Consider the following 25,710-nt stretch of genomic DNA (forward strand, 5'->3'; position numbering starts at 1 on the left):
TCAATGAGCACCGAGCCCTCGTCGCTGGAAGCCGTCCTGCCGCTCACCCCGCTGCAGGAAGGCCTGCTCTTCCACGCCCAGTACGACGAGCAGGACGGCCCGGACGTCTACGTCATGCAGCTCGGCATGGACATCGACGGTCCGCTCGACGTCCCCGCCCTGCGCGCCGCCGCCCGCACCCTGCTCCAGCGGCACGGCAACCTGCGCGCGGGCTTCCGGGACGGCGGGGCGCGCCCCCTGCAGTTCATCCCGGTGTCGGCCGAACCGCCCTGGCGGGAGGTCGACCTGACCGACCTGCCCGAGGCGGAGCGGGACACCGCGCTGCGCGAGGTCACCGAGCGGGACCGGGCCGCCCGCTTCGACCTGCACCGGCCGCCCCTGCTGCGGTTCACCGTCGTCCGCACGGCACCGCTGCGGCACCGGCTGCTGGTCACCAACCACCACATCCTGCTCGACGGCTGGTCCGCGCCCGTCCTGGTGCGCGAACTGTTCGAGCTGTACGCGGCCGGCGGCGACGCGACGGCACTGCCCCCGGTCACGCCGTTCCGCTACCACCTGGCCTGGCTCGCCAAGCAGGACCGCGCCGCCGCCACCGGGGCCTGGCGGGACGCGCTCGACGGGCTCGACGGGCCGACCCTGCTGGCCGCCCTGCCCGACGACCGGTCCACCTCCGTGCTGCCCAGCAAGGTCGGCGTCCGGCTGTCACCGGGGACCACCGACCGGCTCACCCGGCGCGTGCGCGAGCTCGGCCTCACCCTCAACACCGTCGTGCAGGCCGCCTGGGGCCTGCTGCTCGGCCGGCTGACCGACCGCACCGACGTCACCTTCGGCATGACCCTCGCCGGCCGCCCGGCGGAGATACCCGGCGTGCACACCATGGTCGGCCTGTTCCTCAACACCGTGCCGGTACGGGTCCGCCTCGACCGCGGTGAGACGCTGCTCGCGCTGTGCCGTCGGATCCAGGACGAGCAACGCGCCCTGATGGCCCACCAGTTCCTGGGCCTCGCGGAGATCCAGCGGGCGGCCGGGCACGGCGACCTGTTCGACACCCTCACCGTGACGGAGAACTTCCCCGTCGACCCGGCGGCACTCACCCTCCCCGGCGGGCTGTCGGTCGCCGGGGTCTTCTCCACCGACGGCGCGCACTACCCGCTCGCCCTCATGGTCATCCCGGGCGACGAGCTCGAACTGCGCTTCACCTACCGCGCCGACGCCTTCGACGAGGCCCGTGTCGAGGCGTACAGCCGCGCGCTGACCGCCGTACTGGAGTCCTTCGTCGCCGACCCCGCCGTCACGGCGGGCACGGTCGACGTACTGGACGCCGGCGAGCGGTCCCGGCTGCTCGGCGAGTGGAGCCCGCGGCCGGTCCCCGCCGAGCCGCGCACGCTGCCGGAACTGCTGGCCCTGCGCACCGCCGAGGGACCCGACCGGGAGGCGCTGGTCTGCGGCGACCTCTCGCTGACGTACGCGGAACTCACCGACCGGGTGGAGCGGATCGCCGCCTGGCTGCGCGAGCGCGGGGTGCGCGCCGAGGAGCCCGTCGGCATCGCCATGGACCGCTCCGCCGAGTACGTCCTCGCCGTGCTCGGCGTGATCCGCGCGGGCGCCGTGTACGTCCCCGTCGACCACCGCTGGCCGCCGGCCCGGCGCGCGCACGTCCTCGCCGACAGCGGCATCTCGCTGATCCTGGAGCAGGGCGACCTGCCCGACCACCACCCGCTGCCCGAGGGCGGCGTCCCGATGCCGCCGGGCGCCGATCGCGTCGCGTACATCATGTACACCTCCGGCTCGACCGGCCGGCCGAAGGGCGTCGCCGTCACCCACCGGGGGATCGGCGACCTGGCCGCCGACGGCCTGTTCGCGGGCGGCGCGCAGGAGCGGGTGCTGCTCCAGTCCGCGCACGCCTTCGACGCCTCGACCTACCAGATGTGGATCCCGCTGCTGAACGGCGGCACCCTCGTGGTCGGCCCGCCCGGTGACCTGGACATCGCCACCATCGGCCGCACCCTCGTCGACAACCGGGTCACCGCCACCCTGTTCACCACCGGCCTGTTCCGGCTGATCGCCGCCGAGGCACCCGAGATCCTCCGGCCGCTGCGCGAGGTGTGGACCGGCGGCGAAGCGCTGCCCGCCGCCTCGGTACGCCAGGTCCTCGACGCCTGCCCCGACCTCACGGTCGTCAACGCCTACGGTCCGACCGAGGTCACCGTCATGGCCGCCGCGCACCGCCTGCCGCCGGGCGAGCCCGTACCGGAACCGGTGCCCATCGGCCGCCCCCTCGACGGCAAGCGCGTCCTCGTCCTCGACAGCGACCTGCGGCTGTGCCCGGTCGGCGTCGCGGGCGAGCTGTACGTCGCCGGCGTCGGACTGGCCCGCGGCTACGTCGGCCGGGCCGACCTGACCGCCGAGCGCTTCGTCGCCGACCCGTACGGCGAGCCGGGCGCCCGGCTGTACCGCACCGGCGACGTGGTGCGCTGGCGCGAGGACGGCCGGCTGGAGTTCGTGGGCCGCACCGACAACCAGGTCAAGCTGCGCGGCTTCCGCATCGAACTCGGCGAGATCGAGGCCGTGCTCGCCGGACACCACGCCGTCGGCCAGGTCGCCGTCGTCGTCCGCGAGGACCGGCCCGGAGTGCGCCACCTGGTCGGCTACGCCGTCCCGGCCGCCGGCGCCCGGCTGGACACCGAGGAACTGCGCACGTGGGCGGCCGAGCGGCTGCCCGAGTACATGGTGCCCCGGCCCGTCGTCGCCCTGGACGCCCTGCCGCTGACCACCAACGGCAAGCTGGACGTCCAGGCGCTGCCCGCGCCCGAACACACCGAGGAGGAGACCCGGCGGCCGCGCACCCCGCACGAGGAGCTGCTGTGCGGGCTGTTCGCCGAGGTGCTCGGCCTCGAGTCGGTCTCCGTGCACGACAACTTCTTCGAGCGGGGCGGTCATTCGCTGCTGGCGACCCGCCTGGTCAGCCGGGTCCGCTCGGTGCTCGGCGTCGAACTGCCCATCCGCCGCGTCTTCGAGGAACCGACCGTGGCCGCGCTCGCCGCCCGGCTCACCGACACCCCGCTGGCCGCCCGCCCGGCGCTGCGCCCGGCGGACCGTCCGCAGCGGGTGCCGCTGTCCTTCGCGCAGCGCAGGCTCTGGTTCCTCAACCGCATGGAAGGCCCGAGCGCCACCTACAACATCCCGTTCGCCGTACGCCTGTCCGGCGCGCTGGACGTGCCCGCGCTGACCGCCGCGTTCAACGACGTGGTCGCCCGGCACGAGGCCCTGCGCACCGTGTTCCCCGACGCCGACGGCGAACCGTGGCAGCAGGTCCTGCCCGCCGAACGTGCCGTCGTGGACATCGAGGTCTCCGACATCGCCGAGGCCGGGCTGTCCGCCGCCCTCCACGCGGCCGGCACGGCCGGCTTCGACCTCGCCGTCGACCTGCCGGTGCGGGCATGGCTGTTCCGCGTCGCCCCGGACGAGCACGTGCTCTGCGCGGTCGTGCACCACATCGCCGGCGACGGCTGGTCCCAGGCGCCGCTGGTCCGCGACCTGTCGACGGCGTACCGGGCCCGCCTCGACGGCGCCGCCCCCGACTGGCGGCCCCTGCCGGTGCAGTACGCCGACTACACGCTCTGGCAGCGCGAACTGCTCGGCGACGAGCAGGCCGGCGACAGCACGGCCGCCACCCAACTGGCGTACTGGACCGAACGGCTCGCGGGCTCCCCGCAGGAACTCGACCTGCCCACCGACCGCCCGCGCCCGGCGGTCGCCGGTCACGGGGGCGGTGCCGTGCCGGTGCGCGTCGACGCCGAACTGACCGCCGCCCTGCGCGCGTTGGCCGCCAAAACCGACACCACGCCCTTCATGGTGTTCCAGGCCGCCCTGGCCGCGCTGCTGTCCCGGCTCGGCGCCGGCGACGACATCCCGATCGGCACCCCGGTCGCCGGCCGCACCGACGCGGCGGCCGACGACCTGATCGGCTTCTTCGTCAACACCCTGGTGCTGCGCACCGACGTGTCCGGCGACCCGAGCTTCGTCGACCTGCTGCGCAGGGCACGGGCGACCGCGCTGGGCGCCTACGCCCACCAGGACCTGCCCTTCGAGCGGCTGGTCGACCTGGTCGGCGCCGACCGCTCGCTGTCCCACAACCCGCTGTTCCAGGTGATCCTGGCCTACCAGAACAACGACCTGCGCGAGGTCGAGCTGCCCGGCCTGCGGGTCACCCCGCACGAGATGCTGCTGCCGGTCGCCAAGGTGGACCTGGAACTCACCCTGGTCGAGGACACCGCCGGCGGCGGCATCTCCGGCCTGCTGAACTACGCCACCGACCTGTTCGACCGGAGCAGCGCCGAGCGCGTCGCCGCCCATCTGGTGGCGCTGCTGCGGGCCGCCGTCGCCGACCCGGCCCGGCCGGTGCGCGCGCTGGACATCCTGCCGCCCGCCCAGCGCGAGCAGCTGCTGACCGGCTGGAACGACACCCGCCGGCCGGTGCCCGCTGCCACCGTCCCGGAACTGTTCGCCGAACGGGCCGCCGACCACGGCACCCGGACCGCCGTCGTCTCCGACGCGGGCGACATCGACTACGCCACGCTCGCCGACCGGGTCAACCGGCTCGCCCGGCTGCTGATCGAACGCGGGGCGGGACCGGAGGACCGGATCGCGCTCGTCCTGCCGCGCTCCGTGGACCTCACCACCGCCCTCCTCGCGGTGACGACCGCCGGCGCCGCCTACGTACCGGTCGACCCCAACCACCCCGCCGACCGCATCGAGTACATGCTCACCGACGGCGACCCGGTGCTCGTGGTCACCCTCACCGGGCTGGCCGACCGGCTCCCTGACCAGATCGCCGAGCCGGTGTTCCTGGACAGCCCCGACGTCGTCGCGGCCCTCGCCCGCCACAGCGGGGCCGAGGTCACCGACGCCGACCGGCGGGCCCCGCTCTCCGCCGACCACCCCGCCTACGTGATCTACACCTCCGGATCCACCGGCCGGCCCAAGGGCGTCGTCGTCGGGCACCGGGGGCTGGGCAGCCTGGCCGCCTGGCAGGCCGACCACCTCGGCGTGAGGGCCGACAGCCGGGTCGGGCAGTTCGCCGCGCCCAGCTTCGACGCCGCCGCCTGGGAGACCGTGATGGCGCTGCTCAACGGCGCCGCCCTGGTGCTCACCCCGGCCGACGGACCGGTCCTCGGCGACGCCCTCACCGCCTTCCTGCGCGAGCGGGCCGTCACCCACGCCACCCTCACCCCGACCGCCCTGTCCGGCGCCGACCCGGAGTCCGCGCCCACCGGCCTGACCCTGGTGCTCGCCGGTGAGGCGGTCCCCCGTGACCTGGTGGCCCGCTGGGCACCCGGACGCCGGGTGATCAACGCCTACGGCCCCACCGAGACCACCGTGTGCGCCACGGCGTCCGGCCCGGTGGACGGCACCGTCACCCCGCCCATCGGCGGACCCGTCGCCAACACCCGGGTGTACGTCCTCGACGGCGCACTGAACCCGTGCCCGGTCGGCGTCGCGGGCGAACTGTACGTGGCGGGCACCGGCCTGGCGCGCGGCTATCTGCGCCGGCCCGCGCTGACGGCGGAGCGGTTCGTCGCCGACCCGTTCGGCGAGCCCGGCGCCCGGCTGTACCGCACCGGCGACGTGGTGAGGTGGCGGCCCGACGGCATGCTGGAGTTCGTCGGCCGCCGCGACAACCAGGTCAAGCTGCGCGGCTTCCGCATCGAACTCGGCGAGATCGAGGCGGCTGTCTCGGGCTGCGCCGGGGTGGACTCCGCCGCGGTCGTCGTCCGCGAGGACCGGCCCGGCGTACGGCAGCTGGTCGCCTACGTCGTACCCGACGGCGACGCGGACGGGACGCCGGAGACCGTACGCGCCCACGCGGCCGGGCGGCTGCCGGAGTACATGGTGCCGCAGGCGGTCGTCGTCGTGGACGCGCTGCCGCTGACGGTGAACGGCAAGCTCGACCACGCGGCGCTGCCCGCACCCGACTTCGGGGCCGGCGACGGCGGCCGGGCGGCGACCACCGACGCGGAGAAGGTCGTCGCCGAGGCGTTCCGCGAGGTGCTGGGGCTGTCCGAGGTCGGCGTCGACACCGGCTTCTTCGAACTCGGCGGCGACAGCATCGTCTCCATCAAGCTGGTCGGCGAGGTCCGCAAGGGCGGCCTGGTCATCACGCCCCGGGACGTGTTCGAGCACAAGACCGTCGCGGGTCTCGCGGCGGTCGCCCGCAGCGTGGACGACCTGCCCGAGCAGGACCCGGACGCCGGCATCGGCGAGGTGCCGCTCACCCCGATGACCCACTGGCTGCGCGAACTGGGCGGCCGTACCGAGCGGTTCCACCAGTCGGTGCTGCTGCGGGTGCCCGCCGGTCTCGGCCAGGAGCCGCTGACCACCGCCGTGCGCACCGTGCTCGACCACCACGACGCGCTGCGGCTCACGCTGTCGGACACGGCGGGACAGTGGTCGTACGAGGTACGGGCGCGCGGCGCGGTCGACGCCGGTGGCTGCGTCACCCGCGTCGACGTCACCGGCGCCGGGCCCGGGGAGCTGCGGGCCGCGATCGCGCACCACGCCGAGCAGGCGGTGGCCGCGCTGTCCCCGGCGGACGGCGCGATGCTGCGGGTCGTCTGGTTCGACGCCGGGGCGCACACCCCGGGCCGGCTGCTGCTCGTCGCCCACCACCTGGTGGTCGACGGGGTGTCCTGGCGCATCCTGGTCCCCGACCTGGCCGCCGCCTGGCAGGCCGCCGCATCCGGTACGGAGCCCGCGCTCGAGCCGGTCGGCACGGCGTGGCGGCGCTGGGCGCAGTGGCTCGGCGAACTGGCCGCCCAGCCCGCCCGGGCCGCGCAGGTCGCCTGGTGGGCGGAGCAACTGCGCGACGAGGACGTACCGGTGACCGCCGAGCGGCGCGACCCGGCCGTCGACACCATGGGCACCCAGAGCGCCCTCGCCCTCACCCTGCCCGAGGAGGTCACCGAGCGGCTGCTGACCGCCGTACCGACCGCGGCGCGCTGCGGGGTGGAGGACGTGTTCCTGACGGCGTTCACGCTCGCGGTCGCCGACTGGCGCAGGCGGCGCGGACTCGGCGCGGGCACCGACGTCCTGGTGGACGTCGAACGGCACGGCCGGCAGATACCGCCCGGACACGACCTCGACGTCTCCCGCACCGTCGGCTGGTTCACCAGCCTCGCCCCGGTGCGCCTCGACCTCGGCCCGGTCTCCTGGGGCCAGGTGTTCAACGACCCCACCGCCCTGCACAAGGCCCTCTCCCGGGTCAAGGAGACCCTGCGGGAGATGCCCGACGAGGGCATCGGATACGGCCTCCTGCGCCACCTCAACCCGCGCACCCGCGACGAGCTGGCCGCCTACGACCCGCCCCAGTTCGGCTTCAACTACCTGGGCCGCACGGCGGTCGCCGACGCGTCCGCCGGCGACTTCGCCGGTGACGACTGGAGCATGTCGGCCGACGGCGACGTGCTGCGCGAACTGGGCGGCGGCGACCCGCACATGCCGGCCCCGCACGCGGTCTCCCTCAACGTCGTCGTCGAGGACGGCCCCGCCGGACCGCGCCTGGTCGCCCACTGGACCTGGCCGCGCCGCCTGCTGGAGCCCGACGAGCTGCGCCGGCTGGCCGACGGATGGTTCCGCGCGCTCACCGCGCTCGCCGACCACGCGGCCGGGGAACAGCCCACCGGGCTCACCCCCTCGGACCTGTCACTGATCGACCTCGAACTCGACGACCTCGGGGTGCTGGAAGCAGAGTGGAGGAAGACCCAGTGACCAGCAACGACCTCTTCGAGGACATCCTTCCCCTGGCACCGCTGCAGGAAGGGATGCTCTTCCACGCGACCTACGACCAAGACGCCCTCGACGTCTACACCGTGCGGCTGGCCATCGACTTCGAGGGCCCCTTCGACCTGGACGTCTTCCGCGACGCCGTCCGCGCGCTGCTGATCCGCCGCGGCAACCTGCGGGCCGGCTTCCTCTCGGAGAACCTGAGCAGGCCCGTCAGCGTCGTCCCGCGCGCGTTCGAGACCCCCGTCGCCGTGCACGACCTGTCCGGCCTCGGCGAGCCGGAACGGGCGGCGCGGCTGGCCGAACTGGACGCGGCCGAGCGGGAGGTGCGCTTCGACCTCACCGCCCCGCCGCTGCTGCGGTTCACCGTGGTGCGCACGGCCGAGGCCGGCTGGCGGCTGATGTTCGCCTGCCACCACATCCTGCTGGACGGCTGGTCCATGCCGATCGTCCTCGGCGAACTGTTCGCGCTGTACGGCGCGGGCGGGGACGCGTCCGCCCTGCCGCCCGCCGCCCCCTTCAAGCTGTACCTGGCCTGGCTGCGCAAGCAGGACAAGCGGCAGGGCCTCGCGGCCTGGCGGTCCGCGCTCGACGGCCTCCCCGGCGCCACCCTGGTCGCCCCCGACGCCGACGACTCCGTGGCCGCGCTGCCCGGCCGGCTCACCGTCGACCTGCCCGCCGGACCGAGCGCGCGCCTGACCGCGCTCGCCCGCAGGCTCGGCATCACCGTCAACACCGCCGTCCAGGTCGCCTGGGGCCTGCTGCTGGCCCGGCTCACCCGCACCGACGACGTCGTGTTCGGCGCGACCGTCTCCGGGCGCCCGCCCCAGATCGAGGGCGTCGAGACCATGGTGGGCCTGTTCATCAACACCGTGCCGGTCCGCGTCCGGCTCGGCACCGGCGAGTCCCTGCGCGACCTGCTGCTGCGGGTCCAGGACGAGCAGTCCGCCCTCCTCGACCACCACTACATCGGACTGACCGAGGTCCAGGGCGCGGCGGGCCACGGCCGCCTCTTCGACAGCCTGGTGGCCTTCGAGAGCTACCCGGTGGACGCCGACTCGCTCCAGTCGTCGATCGGCGGCCTCACCGTGACCGGTGTCTCCGGTGACGACGCCACGCACTACCCGCTGACCCTGATCGTCGTACCCGGCGAGCGCCTCCAACTGCGTCTGGGGTACCAGGGCGGACTGTTCACCCCCGAGGTCGCGGGGGGTCTGCTGGCCGCGCTGGAGGGGCTGCTGACGGCCCTCGCCGACGACGACACGCGGGCGGTGACCGACGCGCTGGCGTCCATCGCCGTCCCCGAGGGGTGGACGGCCGCCGCCGAGGCGGAGACCGGTGGCGGTACCGGCCCGTCGGTGTCGGACCTGACCGTCGTCTCCGGCGGGGGACGGGCCCCGAGGACCCCGCACGAGGAGGTGCTCTGCGGACTGTTCGCCGAGGCCCTGGGCGTGCCCTCGGTCTCCGTCGACGACAACTTCTTCGACCTGGGCGGCCATTCGCTGCTCGCCACCCGGCTGGTCAGCCGGGTGCGCAGCGTCTTCGACATCGAACTCCCGGTCCGTGCCCTGTTCGACGCGCAGACCGTCGCCGCCCTCGCGGAGCGGGTGGTCGGCTCGTCGACGGGCGGGCGTCCGCCGGTCCGCGCGGCGCAGGAGCGCCCGGAGCGGGTGCCGCTGTCGTTCGCCCAGCGGCGGCTGTGGTTCCTGAACCGGATGGAGGGGCCGAGCGGGACGTACAACATCCCGCTGGCGGTACGGCTGTCGGGGACGCTGGACGTGGCGGCGCTGCGGTCGGCGCTGGTGGATGTCGTGGGGCGGCACGAGTCGCTGCGCACGGTGTTCCCCGACGCGGACGGGCAGCCCTGGCAGCAGGTGGTGCCGGTCGCCGAGGTGAGCCTGCCGTTCGAGGTCGTCGAGGTGACCGAGGAGGGCCTGGCGGCGGCGCTCGGATCGGCCGCTTCGTCCGGCTTCGACCTGGCGGTGGACCTGCCGGTGCGGGCGTCGCTGTTCCGGGTCGCCGAGACCGAGCACGTGCTGTGCGTCGTGGTGCACCACATCGCGGGGGACGGCTGGTCGCAGGCGCCGCTGGCGCGGGATCTCGGGGCGGCGTACCGGGCGCGGGCCGACGGCGCGGCGCCCGAGTGGGCCCCGCTGCCGGTGCAGTACGCGGACTACGCGCTGTGGCAGCGGGACGTGCTCGGCGGTGAGGACGACGAGGATTCGCCGATCGCGGCGCAGCTGGCGTACTGGCGCGACGCGCTGGACGGTCTGCCGGACGAGTTGAACCTTCCGGTGGACCGGGCGCGTCCGGCGGTGGCGTCGTACCGCGGTGGTCTGGTGTCCGTGGAGCTGGGAGCGCGGCTGCACCGGGACCTGGTCGGGTTGGCGCGGTCGACGCGGTCGAGCCTGTTCATGGTGTTGCAGGCCGGTGTGGCGGGGCTGCTGTCCCGGCTGGGTGCCGGGCCGGACGTCCCGCTGGGGACGGCGATCGCGGGCCGCACGGACGCCGCGCTGGACGATCTGGTCGGGTTCTTCGTGAACACGCTGGTGCTGCGCACCGACGTGTCGGGGGACCCGGGCTTCCGGGAGCTGGTCGAGCGGGTCCGGGTGGCGGACCTGGCGGCGTACGCGCATCAGGACCTGCCGTTCGAGCAGTTGGTGCACGCGGTGCAGCCGACGCGGTCGCTGGCGCGGCACCCGTTGTTCCAGGTGATGATCGTGCTGCAGAACAACGCGGTCGCCTCGCTGGACCTGCCCGGACTGACCGCCCGTCCGATCGACGGGGACATCGGGGCCGCGAAGTTCGACCTCGGCTTCAACTTCGTCGAACGCAAGGACGCCATGGGCGCGCCCGCCGGTGTCGAGGTGACGGTCGAGTACAGCGCCGACCTGTTCGACGAGGACACGGTCGCCGTCCTCGGCAGGCGCCTGGTACGCATGCTGACGCTGGCCGTCGCCGACCCCGCCATGCCGCTGAGCCGGCTCGACCTGCTCGAACCGCGCGAGTGGCAGCAGCTGCTGACCGGCCGGCCCGGCATCGCGCACACCGGCGGACCCGAACGCTCCGGCGGACCCGAGCACTCCGAGCGGCCCGAGCACTCCGACGGGACCGCATCCTCCGACACCGTCCCCGGGCTCTTCGCGGCCCAGGTGGCGCGGACCCCGGACCGGACGGCGGTCGTCGCCGAGGACGCCGAGCTGAGCTACGCCGAGCTCGACGAGTGCTCCGGCCGCCTGGCCGCGCTGCTCGCGGCCCGTGGCGTACGCGGGGGCGATGTCGTCGCCGTCGCCGTGCCGCGCTCGGCGGCCCTGACCGTGGGGCACCTCGCGGTGCTGCGGGCCGGCGCCGTCTGCCTGCCGATCCAGCCGGACGACCCGGCCCGGCGGATCGCCGGCATCCTCGCCGCGGCGGCGCCCGCCGCCGTCCTCACCACGCGGGACACACTGCCCTCCCTGCCCGCTTCCGTGCGGGAGCCGGTGCTCGTCGACGAACCCGCGGCCGTGACCGTGGACGCGGTCCGTGAGCTGCCGGGCCCGCTGCCGGACTCACCCGCCTACCTGATCCACACGTCCGGCGCGAAGGGCGTCCTCGTGCCCCACCGGGGCCTGGTGAACCGGCTGCTGTGGATGCGGGACGCCTACGGCCTCGGCCCCGACGACCGGGTGCTGCACAAGGCCCCCGAGGACCTCGACGTGTCCGTCTGGGAGCAGTTCGCCCCGCTGGTCGCGGGCGCCGCCCAGGTGGTCGCCGGGCCCGGCAGCCACCGCGACCCGGTCCACCTGGCCCGGCTGATCCGCCGTACCGGCGTGACCACGGTCCACTTCGCGCCGTCCGTGCTGGAGGTGTTCCTCGCCGAGCCGGAGGCCGCCCACCGCACCGGGCTGCGCCGCGTGCTGTGCGGCGGCGAGCCCCTGCCGGCCGGCCTGCCCGAACGGTTCCGGGCGCTGTCGGCAGGAGCGGAACTGCACGTACTGCACGGTCCCACGGAGGCGTCCTTCGACGCCCTGGCCTGGAACGGCACCACCGGCACGCCCGCCGCCCACCCGCCGGCCGGCCGGCCGGTCCGCAACACCCGGGTCTACGTCCTCGACGGGCACCTCGCCCCGTTGCCCTTCGGCAGCACCGGCGAACTCTACGTCGGCGGCGTACAGGTGGCGCACGGCTATGCCGGCCGGCCGGACCTGACGGCGCAGCGGTTCGTGGCCGACCCGTACGGCCCGCCCGGCTCCCGCCTCTTCCGCACCGGCGACCTGGCCCGCATCACCCGGGACGGCACCGTCGAGCTCGTCGGGCGTACCGACGACCGGATCACCGTCGGCGGCCGGCCCGTCGAACCCGGCGAGATCGAGGGCGTCCTGACCGGACACCCCGCCGTCGGCGCGGCGCTCGTGACCGCCCGCCCGGGGCCCGCCGGCACGACCGTGCTGGTCGCCCACCACGTCCCCGCCGACCCGGCGGCCCCGGCGGACGCCGAGACACTGCGCGCGCACGCCGCGAGCGCACTCCCCGAGTACGCGGTCCCCGCCCACTACCCGGCCCTCGACGCCTTCCCGCGCACCGCCGACGGCCGGATCGACCTCGACGCGCTGCCCGAGCCCCACCACAGCACGGCACGCGCCCCGCGCAACGACATCGAGCGGACCCTGTGCGGACTCTTCGCCGACCTGCTCGGCAAGCCGGTCACCAGCATCGACGACAGCTTCTTCGACCTGGGCGGCCATTCGCTGCTCGCCACCCGGCTGGTCAGCCGCGTCCGCTCCACCTTCGGCATCGAGCTCCCGTTCCGGGACATCTTCGACGCGCAGACGGTGGCGGCGCTCGCGGAGCGGGTGGTCGGCTCGTCGACGGGCGGGCGTCCGCCGGTCCGCGCGGCGCAGGAGCGCCCGGAGCGGGTGCCGCTGGCCTTCGCCCAGCGGCGGCTGTGGTTCCTGAACCGGATGGAGGGGCCGAGCGGGACCTACAACGTCCCGCTGGCGGTGCGGCTCTCCGGGGCGCTCGACGTGCCGGCGCTCACCGCCGCGTTCAACGACGTGGTCGCCCGGCACGAGGCCCTGCGCACCGTGTTCCCGGAAACCGACGGCGAACCGTGGCAGCGGGTCGTGCCGGTCGCACAGGCCACGGTGCCCGTCGAGGTCGTCGAGGTGACCGAGGAGGGCCTGGCGGCGGCGCTCGGATCGGCCGCTTCGGCCGGCTTCGACCTGGCGGTGGACCTGCCGGTGCGGGCGTCGCTGTTCCGGGTCACCGGGACCGGGAACGGGACCGAGCACGTGCTGTGCGTCGTGATGCACCACATCGCGGGGGACGGCTGGTCGCAGGCGCCGCTGGCGCGTGACCTGGCCGTCGCCTACCGGGCGCGCCTGGACGGCGCGACGCCCGACTGGCAGCCCCTGCCCGTGCAGTACGCGGACTACGCGCTGTGGCAGCGGGACGTGCTCGGCGGTGAGGACGACGAGGGCTCGCCGATCGCGGCGCAGCTGGCGTACTGGCGCGACGCGCTGGACGGTCTGCCGGACGAGTTGAACCTTCCGGTGGACCGGGCGCGTCCGGCGGTGGCGTCGTACCGCGGCGGTGTGGTGTCCGTGGAGCTGGGAGCGCGGCTGCACCGGGACCTGATGGACCTGGCGCGGTCGACGCGTTCGAGTCTGTTCATGGTGTTGCAGGCCGGTGTGGCGGGGCTGCTGTCCCGGCTGGGTGCCGGGCCGGACGTCCCGCTGGGGACGGCGATCGCGGGCCGCACGGACGCCGCGCTGGACGATCTGGTCGGGTTCTTCGTGAACACGCTGGTGCTGCGCACCGACGTGTCGGGGGACCCGGGCTTCCGGGAGCTGGTCGAGCGGGTCCGGGTGGCGGACCTGGCGGCGTACGCGCATCAGGACCTGCCGTTCGAGCAGTTGGTGCACGCGGTGCAGCCGGCCCGGTCGCTGGCGCGGCACCCGTTGTTCCAGGTGATGATCGTGCTGCAGAACAACGCGGTCGCCTCGCTCGACCTGCCCGGACTGACCGCCCGCCCGATCGACCAGGAGACCTCCGCGGCCAAGTTCGACCTCGGCTTCAACTTCGTCGAACGCACCGACCTCGACGGTGCCCCCGCCGGCATCGACGTGTCCATCGAGTACAGCGCCGACCTGTTCGACGCCGGCACCGTGCGGCTCATCGGCGAACGGCTCGCCCGGCTGCTCACCACCGGTGCCGCCGAACCGGCGACCCCGCTCACCCGGATCGACATCCTCGACCCGGCCGAGCACGAGCGGCTGCTGACCGGCCTCAACGACACCGCCCGCACGCTCGAACTGCCTCCCGTGACGGAGTCCGGCTTCGCGCCGGAGACCGTCGCCGGACTCTTCGCGGCGCAGGCGGCACGCACCCCGGACCGGCCGGCCGTCGTCGCCGAGGACGGTGAGCTGAGCTACGCCGGACTCGACGAACGCTCGTCCCGTCTGGCCGCGCTGCTCGCCGCCCGCGGCGTACGCCGCGGCGACGTCGTCGCGGTGGCCGTGCCGCGCTCGGCGGCCCTGACCGTGGCCCTGCTCGCCGCGCTCAAGGCGGGCGCCGCCTATCTGCCGGTGGAGACCGACTACCCGGCCGAGCGGATCGCCTACGTCCTCGGGGACGCCCGCCCGGCCGTCCTGGTCACCACCGGGGACGCGCTCCGCGCCCTGCCCGAGGGCGTCAAGGGCACCGTCCGCTCACTCGTCGTGCTGGACGACCTCGGCACCGACTGGGAACTGACGGCCGTGCCCGCCGACGCGGTCCGGGCGCTGCCCGGTCCGCTGCCGGACTCGCCCGCCTACGTCATCTACACGTCCGGCTCCACCGGCCGCCCCAAGGGCGTCGTCGTGCCCCACCGGGGCATCGTGAACCGCCTGCTGTGGATGCAGGACGCCTACCGCCTCGGCCCCGACGACCGGGTGCTGCAGAAGACACCGTCCGGATTCGACGTCTCCGTCTGGGAGTTCTTCTGGCCGCTGGTGACCGGTTCGGTGCAGGTCGCCGCCCGGCCCGGAGGCCACCGGGACCCCGCCTACCTGGCCCGGCTGGTCCAGGACGCGGCCGTCACCACGGTCCACTTCGTGCCGTCGATGCTGGAGGTGTTCCTCGCCGATCCGGAGGCCGCCCGCTGCACCGGGCTGCGCCGCGTGCTGTGCAGCGGCGAGGCCCTGCCCGCCGGCCTGCGCGACCGGTTCCGGGCCGTGCTCGGCGGCGTGGAACTGCACAACCTCTACGGCCCGACCGAGGCGTCCGTCGACGTCACCGCCTGGGACTGCGCCACCGCCCCGGACACCCCGTCCGTGCCGATCGGCCGGCCCATCTGGAACACCAGGACCTATGTGCTGGACGCCGCCCTCACCCCGGCCCCGACCGGAAGCAGCGGCGAACTGTACCTGGGCGGCGTGCAGTTGGCGCACGGCTACCTCGGCCGGCCGGACCTGACGGCGCAGCGGTTCGTGGCCGACCCGTACGGCCCGCCCGGCTCCCGGCTCTACCGCACCGGCGACCTCGCCCGGGTCACCCGTGACGGGGTGATCGAGTTCCTCGGCCGTACCGACGACCAGGTGAAGATCCGCGGGCAGCGCGTCGAGCTGGGCGAGATCGAGCACGCGCTCACCCGGCACCCCCGCGTCGGCAGCGCCGTCGTGACCGCGCACCGGGACCCGTCGGGCGACACCCGCCTCGCCGCGTACGTCACCGTCGCCGACCCGGCCGCCCCCGTGGAACCGGAGGAGCTGCGTGACCTTCTCGCCGCCCTGCTGCCCGACCACATGGTGCCCGTGCACTACGCGGTCGTCGACGCCGTGCCGGTCACCCCGAACGGCAAGGTCGACAAGAAGGCGCTCCCCGCGCCGCGCCTGCTCGACCGCCGGCCCGGCCGCGCCCCGCGCGACGAGACCGAGACGGTGCTCTGCGAGATCTTCGCCGAACTCCTCGGCCACGACACGGTCCACATCGACGACAACTTCTTCGACCTCGGCGGTCACTCGCTGCTCGCCACCAAGCTCATCAGCCGGGTCCGGGACCGGCTCGGGGCGGAGATGTCGGTGGTGTCGATCTTCGAGGCGCCGACGGTGGCGACCCTCGCCGGCCGCCTCGGCCAGGACGGCGCGACGGGACCGACCGCCCCGCTGCTGACCCTGCGCCCCGGCGGCCCGGACGCCCCGTTGTTCTGCGTGCACCCGCTCGGCGGGCTCAGCTGGCCGTACGCCGGTCTCGCCGAGCACCTGCCGGCCGAGGTCGGGCTGCACGGCCTCCAGGCCGTCGGACTCGACGGCGACGACCCGCTGCCGGCGTCGCTGGAGGAGATGGCGGACGACTACGTGACCCGGATCCGCGCGGTCCAGCCGGAGGGCCCCTACCGGCTGCTCGGCTGGTCCCTCGGCGGCCGGATCGCGCACGCCATGGCCGTCCGGCTGGAGGCCGCGGGCCAGGAGGTCGAGCTGCTCGCCCTGCTGGACGCCTACCCGAGCACCACGGCCGAGCCCGACGCGCGCTTCTCCGAGCGGGAGTTCCTCGACGGCATCCTCTCCGCCGCGGGGCTCGACGCGGCCGGGCTCGACGGCCCGGTCGACGTCGACACCGTCATGGCGGCCGTACGGTCCACCGGCAACGACCTGGCGGGCCTGACGGCGGACCAGCTGCGGCGCCTGCAGCGGGTGATGGCGAACAGCTTCCGCCTCGACGGGGCCGCGCTCACCGGGCGCAGCCGCGCGGGCGCGGTGATGTTCGCCGCGACCGTCGACCCGGCCGGTGACCCCGACCACTGGCTGGACCACGTCGACGGCGGCCTGGAGATCCACACCGTCGCCGTCGCCCACAACGACCTGGTGCGGCCCGAACCCCTCGCCGAGATCGGGGCGGTACTGGCGAAGAAGCTGGCCCGCACCGCTCACCCGGCCGACGCCCGGCACACGGCCGCCACGGCCGACACGGCCGACAGCCGGCACAGCTGACACGGCCGACAGCCGGCACAGCTGACACAGCTGACACACAGCACAACGACACCGCACAGAAAAGGAATCACCATGGCAAAGACGGTCGTGCTCTGCGTGCCGTTCGCCGGGGCCGGCGCCTCGGTCTTCCGCCCCTGGGTGCCGCTCGCCCAGGACCGGTTCGACCTCGCGGCCGTCCAGCTCCCCGGCCGTGAGCAGCGCTTCGCGGAGGAGCCGTACCAGGACGCGGTCGTGGCCGCCGACGGGCTGCTGCCCGAGGTGCTGGAGCGGGTCAAGGGCGTCGGCCCGGTCGTCCTGTTCGGCCACAGCCTGGGCGCGGTGCTGTCGTACGAGATCGCCCACCGCCTGGCCGTGACCGACGGCGTCGAGCTGGCCGCCCTCGTGGTCAGTGGCTCGCCCGGACCGTGGACCCGGCGCGAGAACGGGGCGAGCGGACTCGGCGACGACGAGTTCCTGGACCGGGTCAAGGAGTTCGCGGGCTACCGGCACGACGCCCTGGAGGACCCGGAGATGCGGGAGCTGCTGCTGCCCACGCTCCGTGCCGACGTGGAGATGCACGAGAGCTACGTCCCCTCCTCCGCCGAACCGCTGCCCGCGCCGATCGTCTCCGTGCGCGGCACCACCGACACCCTGGTCACCACCGAGCAGGCCATGGAGTGGTCCAAGGCCACCAGCGGGGACTTCCGGTTCGTGGAGGTCGAGGGCGGCCACATGTACCTGGTCGACAACCCCGAAGGCCTGATCGACGTACTCGCGGACGTCCGCCCCGCCTGAGCCGGCGCGACGGGCCCGGCGACCCGCCCCCAACCATTCAAGGAGTTCTGGTGCGCCTGCAAGGAAAGACCGTCGTCGTGACGGGAGCCGCGCGCGGTGTCGGCCGTGCCTGCGCGCTGGCGTTCAGCCGGGAGGGCGCCGATCTCGCCCTGCTCGACGTGTGCGGCGACGTCGACGGCGTGCCCTACCCGCTCGGCACCGTCAGCCAGTTGGACCACACCGCGCGGCTCTGCCGCGAGCAGGGCGCCGCCGTGCTCACGGCCGCCGCCGACATCCGCGACGGCGCGGCCCTGCGCGCGGCGGTCGACCGGACGCTCGACCGGTTCGGCGCCATCGACGTCCTCGTCAACAACGCGGGCATCGTGGCACCGTCGGGCCGGACGACGCACGAGATCACCGAGGACGAGTGGCAGGTGATGATCGACGTCAACCTGTCCGGCGCCTGGCGCATGATCTCGCTGGTCGGCCCGCACATGGTCGCCCGCCGCTCCGGCAGCATCGTCAACGTCGCCTCCACCGCCGGGCTGGTCGGCTACCGCCACTTCGCCGGATACACCGCCTCCAAGCACGGCCTGATCGGGCTGACCAAGGCGACCGCCCTGGACTACGCCCCGCTCAAGGTCCGCGTCAACGCCCTGTGCCCGGGCTCCATCCGGGACGACAGCGGGGCCGAGGGCCGGATGCTCACCGAGATCGCCAGGTCGCTGAAGCTGCCGGTCGGCGAGCACGAGCAGACCTTCGTCCAGTCGCAGCCGATGAACGCGCTGATCGAGCCGGAGGACGTGGCGGGGGCCGCGCTCTGGCTGGCCTCCGACGAGTCCAGGCAGGTGACCGGCTCCGTGCTGACCGTCGACGGCGGCTTCACCACCCGCTGAGCCATCACCCACCATGCCTAGGGGACCAGTCGTGTCGAACTCTGAACAGGACGCCGCCGTCGCACCGCGCACGCCCGAGCGGCCCGCCGCGCCACCCGGCGCGTCCTGCCACGCCCTGCGCGTGCGCCTCGCCGCCGGACCGCCGGCGGACGGACCGGACGGACCGGCCGCGCGGTTCGCCGCCCTGGCCGCCGCGCTGCCCGCCGCCACGGGCTCGGCGGCGGTCCTCCCCGGCACCGCACGGCTGTGGACCGAGCGGGTGCCGTGCCGCGCCGACGCGCCCGCCGCCGAGCGGTGGCGGGCCCGCGAACTCGCCCGCCCGCTGCCCGCCCACCAAGACGCCCCGGTGCGGGCGGTGCTGCTGCACTACGCCGACGGCGTCACCGACCTGATCGTGGTGGCCCGTCGCGCCGCCCTGGACACGGCGGCCCTGTACGCGTTCACCGCGTACCTGCTGGGGGAGGCGACGGACGTCGCCCTCACGGCCGCCACGCCACCGGCCGCCGAACCCGCCGAGTACGCGCCCGGCGCGCAGCCGGACTGGGGGCTCGGCCGGCCGCACGGCCCGCAAGCACCCGAGACCCGCCTGCTGCCCCTGTCCGCGGACCATCCGGAGACGGACGCCGGGAGCTGGGCCACCGCCCTCGGTGTCGTCCTCGCCCGCTACGAGGGTGTCGGTCGTCCCGAGTTCGCGGCACTCGTCGCCGACGCCGGTGCGTCCGCCGAGCGGATCGCCCCGGTACCGGTGGCGGCGGACGGCGGGCGCACGCTCGGCACCGTCGACAAGGAGCTCCGTACGGCCCTCGCCGCCGGGGAGACGCGGCCCGGGCCGACGACTGCCGCGGCGCCCGGCTCGGCGGCCGTCGTGGGCCTGGTCTTCGCCGACCGGGACCCGGCCGCCGGCCTGCCCGGCGCGGTCCTCGCCGAGTACCGGCCGTTCCAGCTCCCGCCCTTCCCGGTGACCGTCACGGTGACGCGCGATGCCGCCGGCGAGCGGGTACTGCGCTGCGACCACTCCCCGCGGACGCTGTCCGCCGACATCGCCGACCAGCTCCTGCGGCACGTGTGCCAGGTGCACCGGACGCTCGCCGAGGCGCCGGACACCCTCGTCGCCGACGTACGGCCGTGGGACGCGGAGGAGGCCGACCGCCTGGCCGCACACCGCCGGACCGCCCCGCTGCCGCCCTTCGCCCCGCGGCGGATCGACACCGCCGTCGCGGCGGTCGCCGCCGCGCGGCCGGACGCCGTCGCCGTGTGCTTCGAGGACACCCGGCTGACGTACGGCGAACTCGACCGCCGCGCCGACCGGCTCGCCCACGCCCTGCGCGCCCTGGGCGTGGCAGGCAAGGACCGGGTGGGGGTGTGCCTGGAGCGCTCCGCCGAACTGATCGTCGCCCTGCTCGCGGTGCTCAAGGCGGGCGCGACCTACGTGCCCATGGACCCCGCCCACCCCGAGGACCGGCTCGCCTACACGACCTCCGACGCCGGACTCACCACGGTGCTCACCGACCGCGCCGACTTCCCCGGCGGCGGCACCATCCGGGTGCTGTCCCCGGCCGAACTCGAGGAACGCGCCCCCGAGCGGTGCGACGGGCCCCCGCCGTCGGAGACCGGCGCCGACGACCCGGCGTACGTCATCTACACCTCCGGCTCCACCGGCCGCCCCAAGGGCTGCGTCATCCCGCACGTCAACGTCCTCAGCCTGATGGCCGCCACCACCGACGACTTCGCGCTGGGCGAGGACGACACCTGGACGCTGTTCCACTCCAGCGCGTTCGACTTCTCGGTGTGGGAGATCTGGGGCTGTCTGCTGACCGGGGGCCGGCTGGTCGTCGTGCCCTACTGGGTGTCGCGTTCCCCGGAGGACTTCCACCGGCTGCTGCGCGAGGAGCGGGTCTCGGTGCTCAGCCAGACCCCGTCGGCCTTCGCCCACCTGGTCGAGGTCGAGCGGGACGGCGCGGACCCCGCACCGGTGCGGCTGGTCGTCTTCGGCGGCGAGGGACTCGACCCGCGCATGCTCCTGCCCTGGTTCGACCGGCACCCGGAGACCGAGTGCCGGGTGGTCAACATGTACGGCATCACCGAGACGACGGTGCATGTGACCGCGCAGACCGTCACCCGGGCCGAGGCGCTCACCGGATCCAAGTCCGTCGGGCACGCGCTGCCCGGCTGGTGGGTCCGGGTCGCCGACCCCGAGGGCCGGCCGCTGCCGGCCGGTGTCGCCGGTGAGATCCACGTCGGCGGCGCGGGTGTCGCCGCGCACTACCTGAACAAGCCCGAGCTCACCGAGCAGCGGTTCCTGACCGACCCGCGCACCGGCGAGCGGCTGTACCGCAGCGGCGACAAGGGCCGGTTGCTGCCCGACGGCCGGCTGGAGCACCTGGGCCGGCTGGACAGCCAGGTCAAGCTGCGCGGCTTCCGCATCGAACTCGACGAGATCCGCTCGGTGCTGCTCGACGACCCGCAGGTGACGGCGGCGGCCGTGGTGCTCAACCGGGCCGACCCCGACGACGCGGCGACCGCCCAGCTCGACGCCTACGTGGTGATGGACGGCGACGACACCGCCTCCGTACGACAGCGCGCGACCCGGTTCCTGCCCGAGTACATGGTGCCGTCGACGGTCACCGCCCTCGACCGGATGCCGCTCACCACCAACGGCAAGCTCGACACCCGCCGGCTGCCCGGACCGGCCCCCGCCCCCCGCCCGGCCACCGCCCCCCGCCCGGCCGCCGCCACGACGACGGCGCCGCAGGACGCCGCCTCGGGGGGTGACACCTTCGAGGAGGTACTGCTCGACGTCTGGCGTGAGGTGCTCGGCGTACCCGTCGGTCCGGACGACAACTTCTTCGACCTGGGCGGCAACTCGCTGCTCGCCATGCGCGTGGGCGCCGCCCTGCGCCGACGCGGCGGCCACACGGTGGCCATGCGCGACCTGTACCTGCGTCCGACGATCCGTCAGCTGGCCGCGCACCGGGCCGGTTGACCCAGCCGGTCGATCACGGACGACTTCCGAAGCAAGAGGACAACACCATGGCCGAACCGTCCCTCCCCGAACTCTTCCAGGCGCAGGTGGCGCGCACTCCGCACGCCGTCGCCGTCCACAGCGGTGGACGCGAACTGGACTACGCCGGGCTCAACCACCGGGCGAATCTGCTCGCGCACCAGCTGCTGGCCCGCGGCATCGGCCCGGAGGACGTGGTCGGGGTCCGGATCCCCCGGTCGGCCGACCTGCTGGTGGCCCTGCTCGGCGTGCTCAAGGCCGGTGCGGCCTATGTGCCGGTCGACAGCGACTGCCCGGCCGGGCGGCTCGCGTACATCGTCGAGGACACCGGGCTGGAGCTGATGCTCGTACCGGACGCCGGGGCCGGGGACGAGACCGGGGCCGAGGGCGGCCCGAGGACGCTGGCGGTCCCCGCCGTGGTCGCCGCCGCCGAGGCGGCCGGCGCCCCCGCGCACGACCCCACGGACGCCGACCGGCCCGCCCCGCTCACCGCGCGGACCCTGGCGTACGTCATCTACACCTCCGGGTCCACCGGCCGTCCCAAGGGCGTGACGGTGCAGCACGACACCCTCCTGCGCTACCTGGAGTTCGCCCGCGCCGCCTACCCGAGTCTGGCGGAGGGCGCGCTGCTGCACTCCCCGGTGGCGTTCGACCTCACGGTCACCGCGCTGTACGGGCCGCTGCTGCTGGGCGGCCAGGTGCGTGTCGGGTCGCTGGACCGGGAGCCGGAGCCCGGTACGGCGGCCGGGCGGCCCGGCTTCGTCAAGGCGACCCCGTCGCATCTGCCGCTGCTGACCGCGCTGCCGAGCAGCCTGTCACCGACGGGGGAACTGGTCGTCGGCGGCGAGATGCTGATCGGTGACGTCGTCGACCGGTGGCGGCGCACCCACCCGGGCGCGACCGTGGTCAACGAGTACGGGCCGACCGAGGCGACCGTCGGCTGCTGCGTCTTCTCCATCGGGCCCGACGACCCGATCGAGCCCGGCGCCACCCCCATCGGCCGCCCGACCCCGGGAACGGAACTGCACGTCCTGGACGAGCGGCTGAACCCGGTCCCGCCCGGCACCGAGGGCGAGCTGTACATCGCGGGCGGCCAGGTCGCGCGCGGTTATCTGGGCCGCCCCGCACTGACCGCGGAACGGTTCGTCGCCGCACCCGGCGGCGGGCGGATGTACCGCACCGGCGACATCGCGCGGATGCGGCCCGACGGGCACCTCGAGTACCTGGGCCGCACCGACGACCAGGTCAAGATCCGCGGCTACCGCATCGAACTCGGCGAGGTCACCTCGGTGGTGGCCGCCCGGCCGGGCGTGCGGCAGGCGGCCGTGATCGCCCGCGAGGACCGCTCCGGCGACTGGTACCTGGCGGGCTACGTGGTCCCGGAGGACGGCGCGAGCGTCGACCCGGACCGGCTGCGCGAGGCCGTCGCCCGCGTACTGCCCGCCTACATGGTCCCCGCGTCCGTCGTCGTGGTCGGCGAACTGCCCCTGACGTCCAACGGCAAGCTCGACAAGGACGCGCTCCCCGAGCCGCCGGCCGAGGACGCCGTGGTGGGCGACGAGGCGGAGACCGAGGCCGAGGCGCGGCTGTGCGCCCTGTTCGCCGAGATCCTCGGCCTGCCCGCGGTCTACCTCGACGACGACTTCTTCGGCCGGGGCGGCGACAGCCTCCGGGCCGCCCGGCTGGCCAACAAGGCCCGCAAGGCGGGCTGGACCTTCGGGCTGCGCGACGTACTGGAGCTGCGCACCCCGCGCGCGCTGGCAGCACACGCCCCGGACGCCGTGACCGAGGGAGCCGTGTCGTGACCGCCGAGGAAGGGGTGGCCTCGGGGCATGCGGTGGCCTCTGACGGTGCGGTGGCCTCGGGGCAAGTGGTGGCTTCCGGTGGTGCGGTGGCCTCGGGGCAAGTGGTGGCTTCCGGTGGTGCGGTGGCCTCGGGGCAAGTGGTGGCTTCCGGTGGTGCGGTGGCCTCGGGGCAAGTGGTGGCCTCTGACGGTGCGGTGATCTCCGGGCAAGTGGTGGCTTCCGGCGATGCGGTGACCGCCGGGCATGCGGTGGCCGCCGGCGGTGCGGTGGCCGCCGGCCGTGTGGTGATCGTCGGCGCCTCGGTCGGCGGCAGCCGCCTCGCGGCGGGACTGCGGGAGGCCGGCCACACCGGCGAGGTCGTCCTGGTCGACCCCGACCCGGACGCCCCGTACGACCGTCCGCCGCTGTCCAAGCAGATCCTCGCCGGTGACTGGGACGCCGGGCGCGCCTCGCTCGGCGACCCCGCGCAGTGGGGCGCCGAACGCCGTGTCGCCGCCGCCACCCACCTGGACACCACGGACCGCGTGCTCCGTCTCGACGACGGCACCCGGCTCGGTTACGACCGGCTGGTCCTGGCCTGCGGCGCCGCACCCCGCCCACTGCCCGGCATGCCCCGCGGAGGCGTGCACGTGCTGCGCACCCTCGCGGACTGCCACGGGCTGCGCGCCGATCTCGACCGCGTCGGCCGGCTGGTCGTCGTGGGCGGCGGCTTCATCGGCGCCGAGGTGGCCTCGACGGCCCGCGCCCGAGGGATCGAGGTGACCGTGGTGGAGGCCCTGCCCGCACCGCTGTCCGGGCTGCTCGGCGAGGACGTCGCCGCCGAACTCGCCCTGCTCCACACGGACAACGGCGTCCGGCTGCTGACCGGCACCTCCGTCGCCTCGCTCGTGGGTGAGCCGTCGGTCACCGGCGTGGCCCTCACCGACGGCGGCGTGCTGCCCGCGGACGCCGTCGTCGTCGGCATCGGCGTCCGCCCGAACACCGGCTGGCTGGCCGGCTCCGGCGTCGCGCTGCACGCCGACGGCGGTGTCCTGTGCGACGCGTACGGCGCGGCCGTCGCAGACCGCACGGTGTACGCCGTGGGGGACGTCGCCCGCTGGCACGACCCGCTCCTGGACCGGCACGTACGGGTGGAGCACTGGACCAACGCCGTGGAACAGGCCGACGCCGTGGCCCGGAGCATCGCCGGGCCCGAACCGGCGCCCTTCCGGCACGCGTTCTTCGTCTGGTCCGACCAGTACGGCGGCAAGATCACCCTGCTCGGCCGGCCCGACCCGGACGACGAGGTCACCGTGGTGCGGGCCGGCGGTGAGCGACGGCGGTTCGCCGTCGCCTACCGGCGCGGCGCGCGACTGGCCGCCGTACTGACCGTCAACTGGCCGAAGGCCCTGGTGGTGGCGCGGCGGTCGCTGTCGGCACACGCCGACGCCGACGACGTCGTAGCCGCTTGGAGACATCTGTAGTCGCAGCTTGCTGAAACGGCCCTTTCGGCGGGCCGGAATTCCTGGATGATTTGAGTGTGCGGCGCGCCGGTAAAGCGCGCCCCGTGCGGCGGATTGCATATCGCTGCAAAATCACCGGCCGACCGTCTGGCGGCGCGGAAAAGGTTGTTAGCGTGGCGGGCGTCTGCCGGGCGGAAAGAATTCTGCTGCCCCGGCCATATCATCCGCTGCCCGAATTTCTTCGGAAAGGGATATCCGGTGCTCCGACAAGGCGATGTCGAGCCGCTCGTGCTCCGGCAGCGGACCGCGTACGGCGAAGCCGGCCGGCGCGCGCTGCTGCTGCACGGCCTCGGCAGCAGCGAGAGCTGCTGGGACGCCTTCGTCGCGCACCGGCCGCCGGGGCTGGAGCTGTGGAGTGCCGGTCTGCCCTGGCGGGCGGGCGGCGCCTTCGCGGTGGCCGAACGGAACGACACCGCCTGGATCACCGAGGCGGTACGGCGGATCCCCGGCGGCGTGGACGTGGTGATCGCGCACTCCTATGCGACGGTCCTGCTGCTCACCCTGCTCGCCGACCTGGCCGAGGCCGGCCGGGACCCGCGCGAGGAACTCGGCGTCCAGGGCGTCGTCCTGGTCTCGCCGTTCCACCGGCAGCGTCCGGAGGACTTCACCTGGGCCGAACTGCCCGCCTTCCTCGACCTGTTGCGGCTGGGCGCGGAGGACGGCATCCGGGCCAGGTCGCGCAAGCCGATCGCCCCGGATCTGCGGGCCGAGATGGCCGAGCGCTCCTGCGAACAGCTCGGCCCGCACTGGGTGGTCCGCCACCTGCACGCCTACCTGCACACCCCCTTCCTGCCCGTCGACCTGGTGGACCTGCCCGTTCACGTCGTCGTCGGTGACCAGGACCCGATCGCGCCACCGGCCGAGGGCACGCGTCTCGCGGCCCGCCTCGGCAACGGCTCGATCGACCGCATCGACGGTTGCGCGCACACACCGATGGCCGAGCGCCCTGACCTCTTCTCGCTCGCTGTCCAGCAATTCCTCACCACGCTGCCGGCGGGGCACCCCCCGGCGGCGGTCAACTGA

Annotated in this window: 8 protein-coding genes; all 8 read left to right on the plus strand. The window is 74.7% G+C overall.

The window, feature by feature from the left end; all coding sequences use genetic code 11:
• Positions 1-3 precede the first annotated feature (3 nt).
• A complete protein-coding gene (locus tag IE178_RS23810) occupies positions 4-7,767 on the plus strand; it encodes a non-ribosomal peptide synthetase (protein ID WP_193513719.1) in 7,764 nt (2,587 codons plus the stop codon).
• Positions 7,764-16,730 (plus strand): non-ribosomal peptide synthetase, encoded by an 8,967-nt coding sequence (locus IE178_RS23815; RefSeq protein ID WP_193513720.1) that lies wholly within the window; start codon positions 7,764-7,766, stop codon positions 16,728-16,730. The genes IE178_RS23810 and IE178_RS23815 overlap by 4 nt, the downstream gene beginning before the upstream one ends.
• Positions 16,731-16,802: 72 nt before the next feature.
• The gene (locus IE178_RS23820; RefSeq protein WP_193513721.1) at positions 16,803-17,504 is read left to right on the plus strand and encodes a thioesterase II family protein; all 702 of its coding nucleotides are present in this window, start codon (positions 16,803-16,805) and stop codon (positions 17,502-17,504) included.
• 50 nt (positions 17,505-17,554) lie between these two features.
• On the plus strand, positions 17,555-18,379 hold the full coding sequence (locus tag IE178_RS23825; protein WP_184765397.1) for a mycofactocin-coupled SDR family oxidoreductase: 825 nt from the start codon (positions 17,555-17,557) through the stop codon (positions 18,377-18,379).
• Positions 18,380-18,410: 31 nt separating this feature from the next.
• Positions 18,411-21,362, plus strand: coding sequence for an amino acid adenylation domain-containing protein (locus tag IE178_RS23830; protein WP_318280215.1), 2,952 nt, complete (start codon positions 18,411-18,413; stop codon positions 21,360-21,362).
• Positions 21,363-21,409: 47 nt separating this feature from the next.
• Positions 21,410-23,185 carry a non-ribosomal peptide synthetase gene (locus IE178_RS23835; protein ID WP_193513722.1) on the plus strand — a complete coding sequence of 592 codons (1,776 nt, stop codon included), beginning with the start codon at positions 21,410-21,412 and terminating at the stop codon, positions 23,183-23,185.
• 230 nt (positions 23,186-23,415) lie between these two features.
• Positions 23,416-24,648, plus strand: a complete 1,233-nt coding sequence (locus tag IE178_RS23840; RefSeq protein ID WP_318280216.1) for an NAD(P)/FAD-dependent oxidoreductase — start codon at positions 23,416-23,418, stop codon at positions 24,646-24,648.
• A 237-nt stretch (positions 24,649-24,885) separates the two neighbouring features.
• Positions 24,886-25,710 carry an alpha/beta fold hydrolase gene (locus IE178_RS23845; protein ID WP_193513723.1) on the plus strand — a complete coding sequence of 275 codons (825 nt, stop codon included), beginning with the start codon at positions 24,886-24,888 and terminating at the stop codon, positions 25,708-25,710.

This window comes from Streptomyces griseoloalbus, assembly GCA_014650015.1.
GTDB classification, from domain to species: Bacteria; Actinomycetota; Actinomycetes; order Streptomycetales; family Streptomycetaceae; genus Streptomyces; species Streptomyces griseoloalbus.

What these genes read in the sequence shown, in the direction of transcription:
- IE178_RS23820 (WP_193513721.1), top strand. Translation starts at nt 16,803, where the DNA reads ATGGCAAAGACGGTCGTGCTCTGCGTGCCGTTCGCCGGGGCCGGCGCC.
- IE178_RS23810 (WP_193513719.1), top strand. Translation starts at nt 4, where the DNA reads ATGAGCACCGAGCCCTCGTCGCTGGAAGCCGTCCTGCCGCTCACCCCG.
- IE178_RS23835 (WP_193513722.1), top strand. Translation starts at nt 21,410, where the DNA reads ATGGCCGAACCGTCCCTCCCCGAACTCTTCCAGGCGCAGGTGGCGCGC.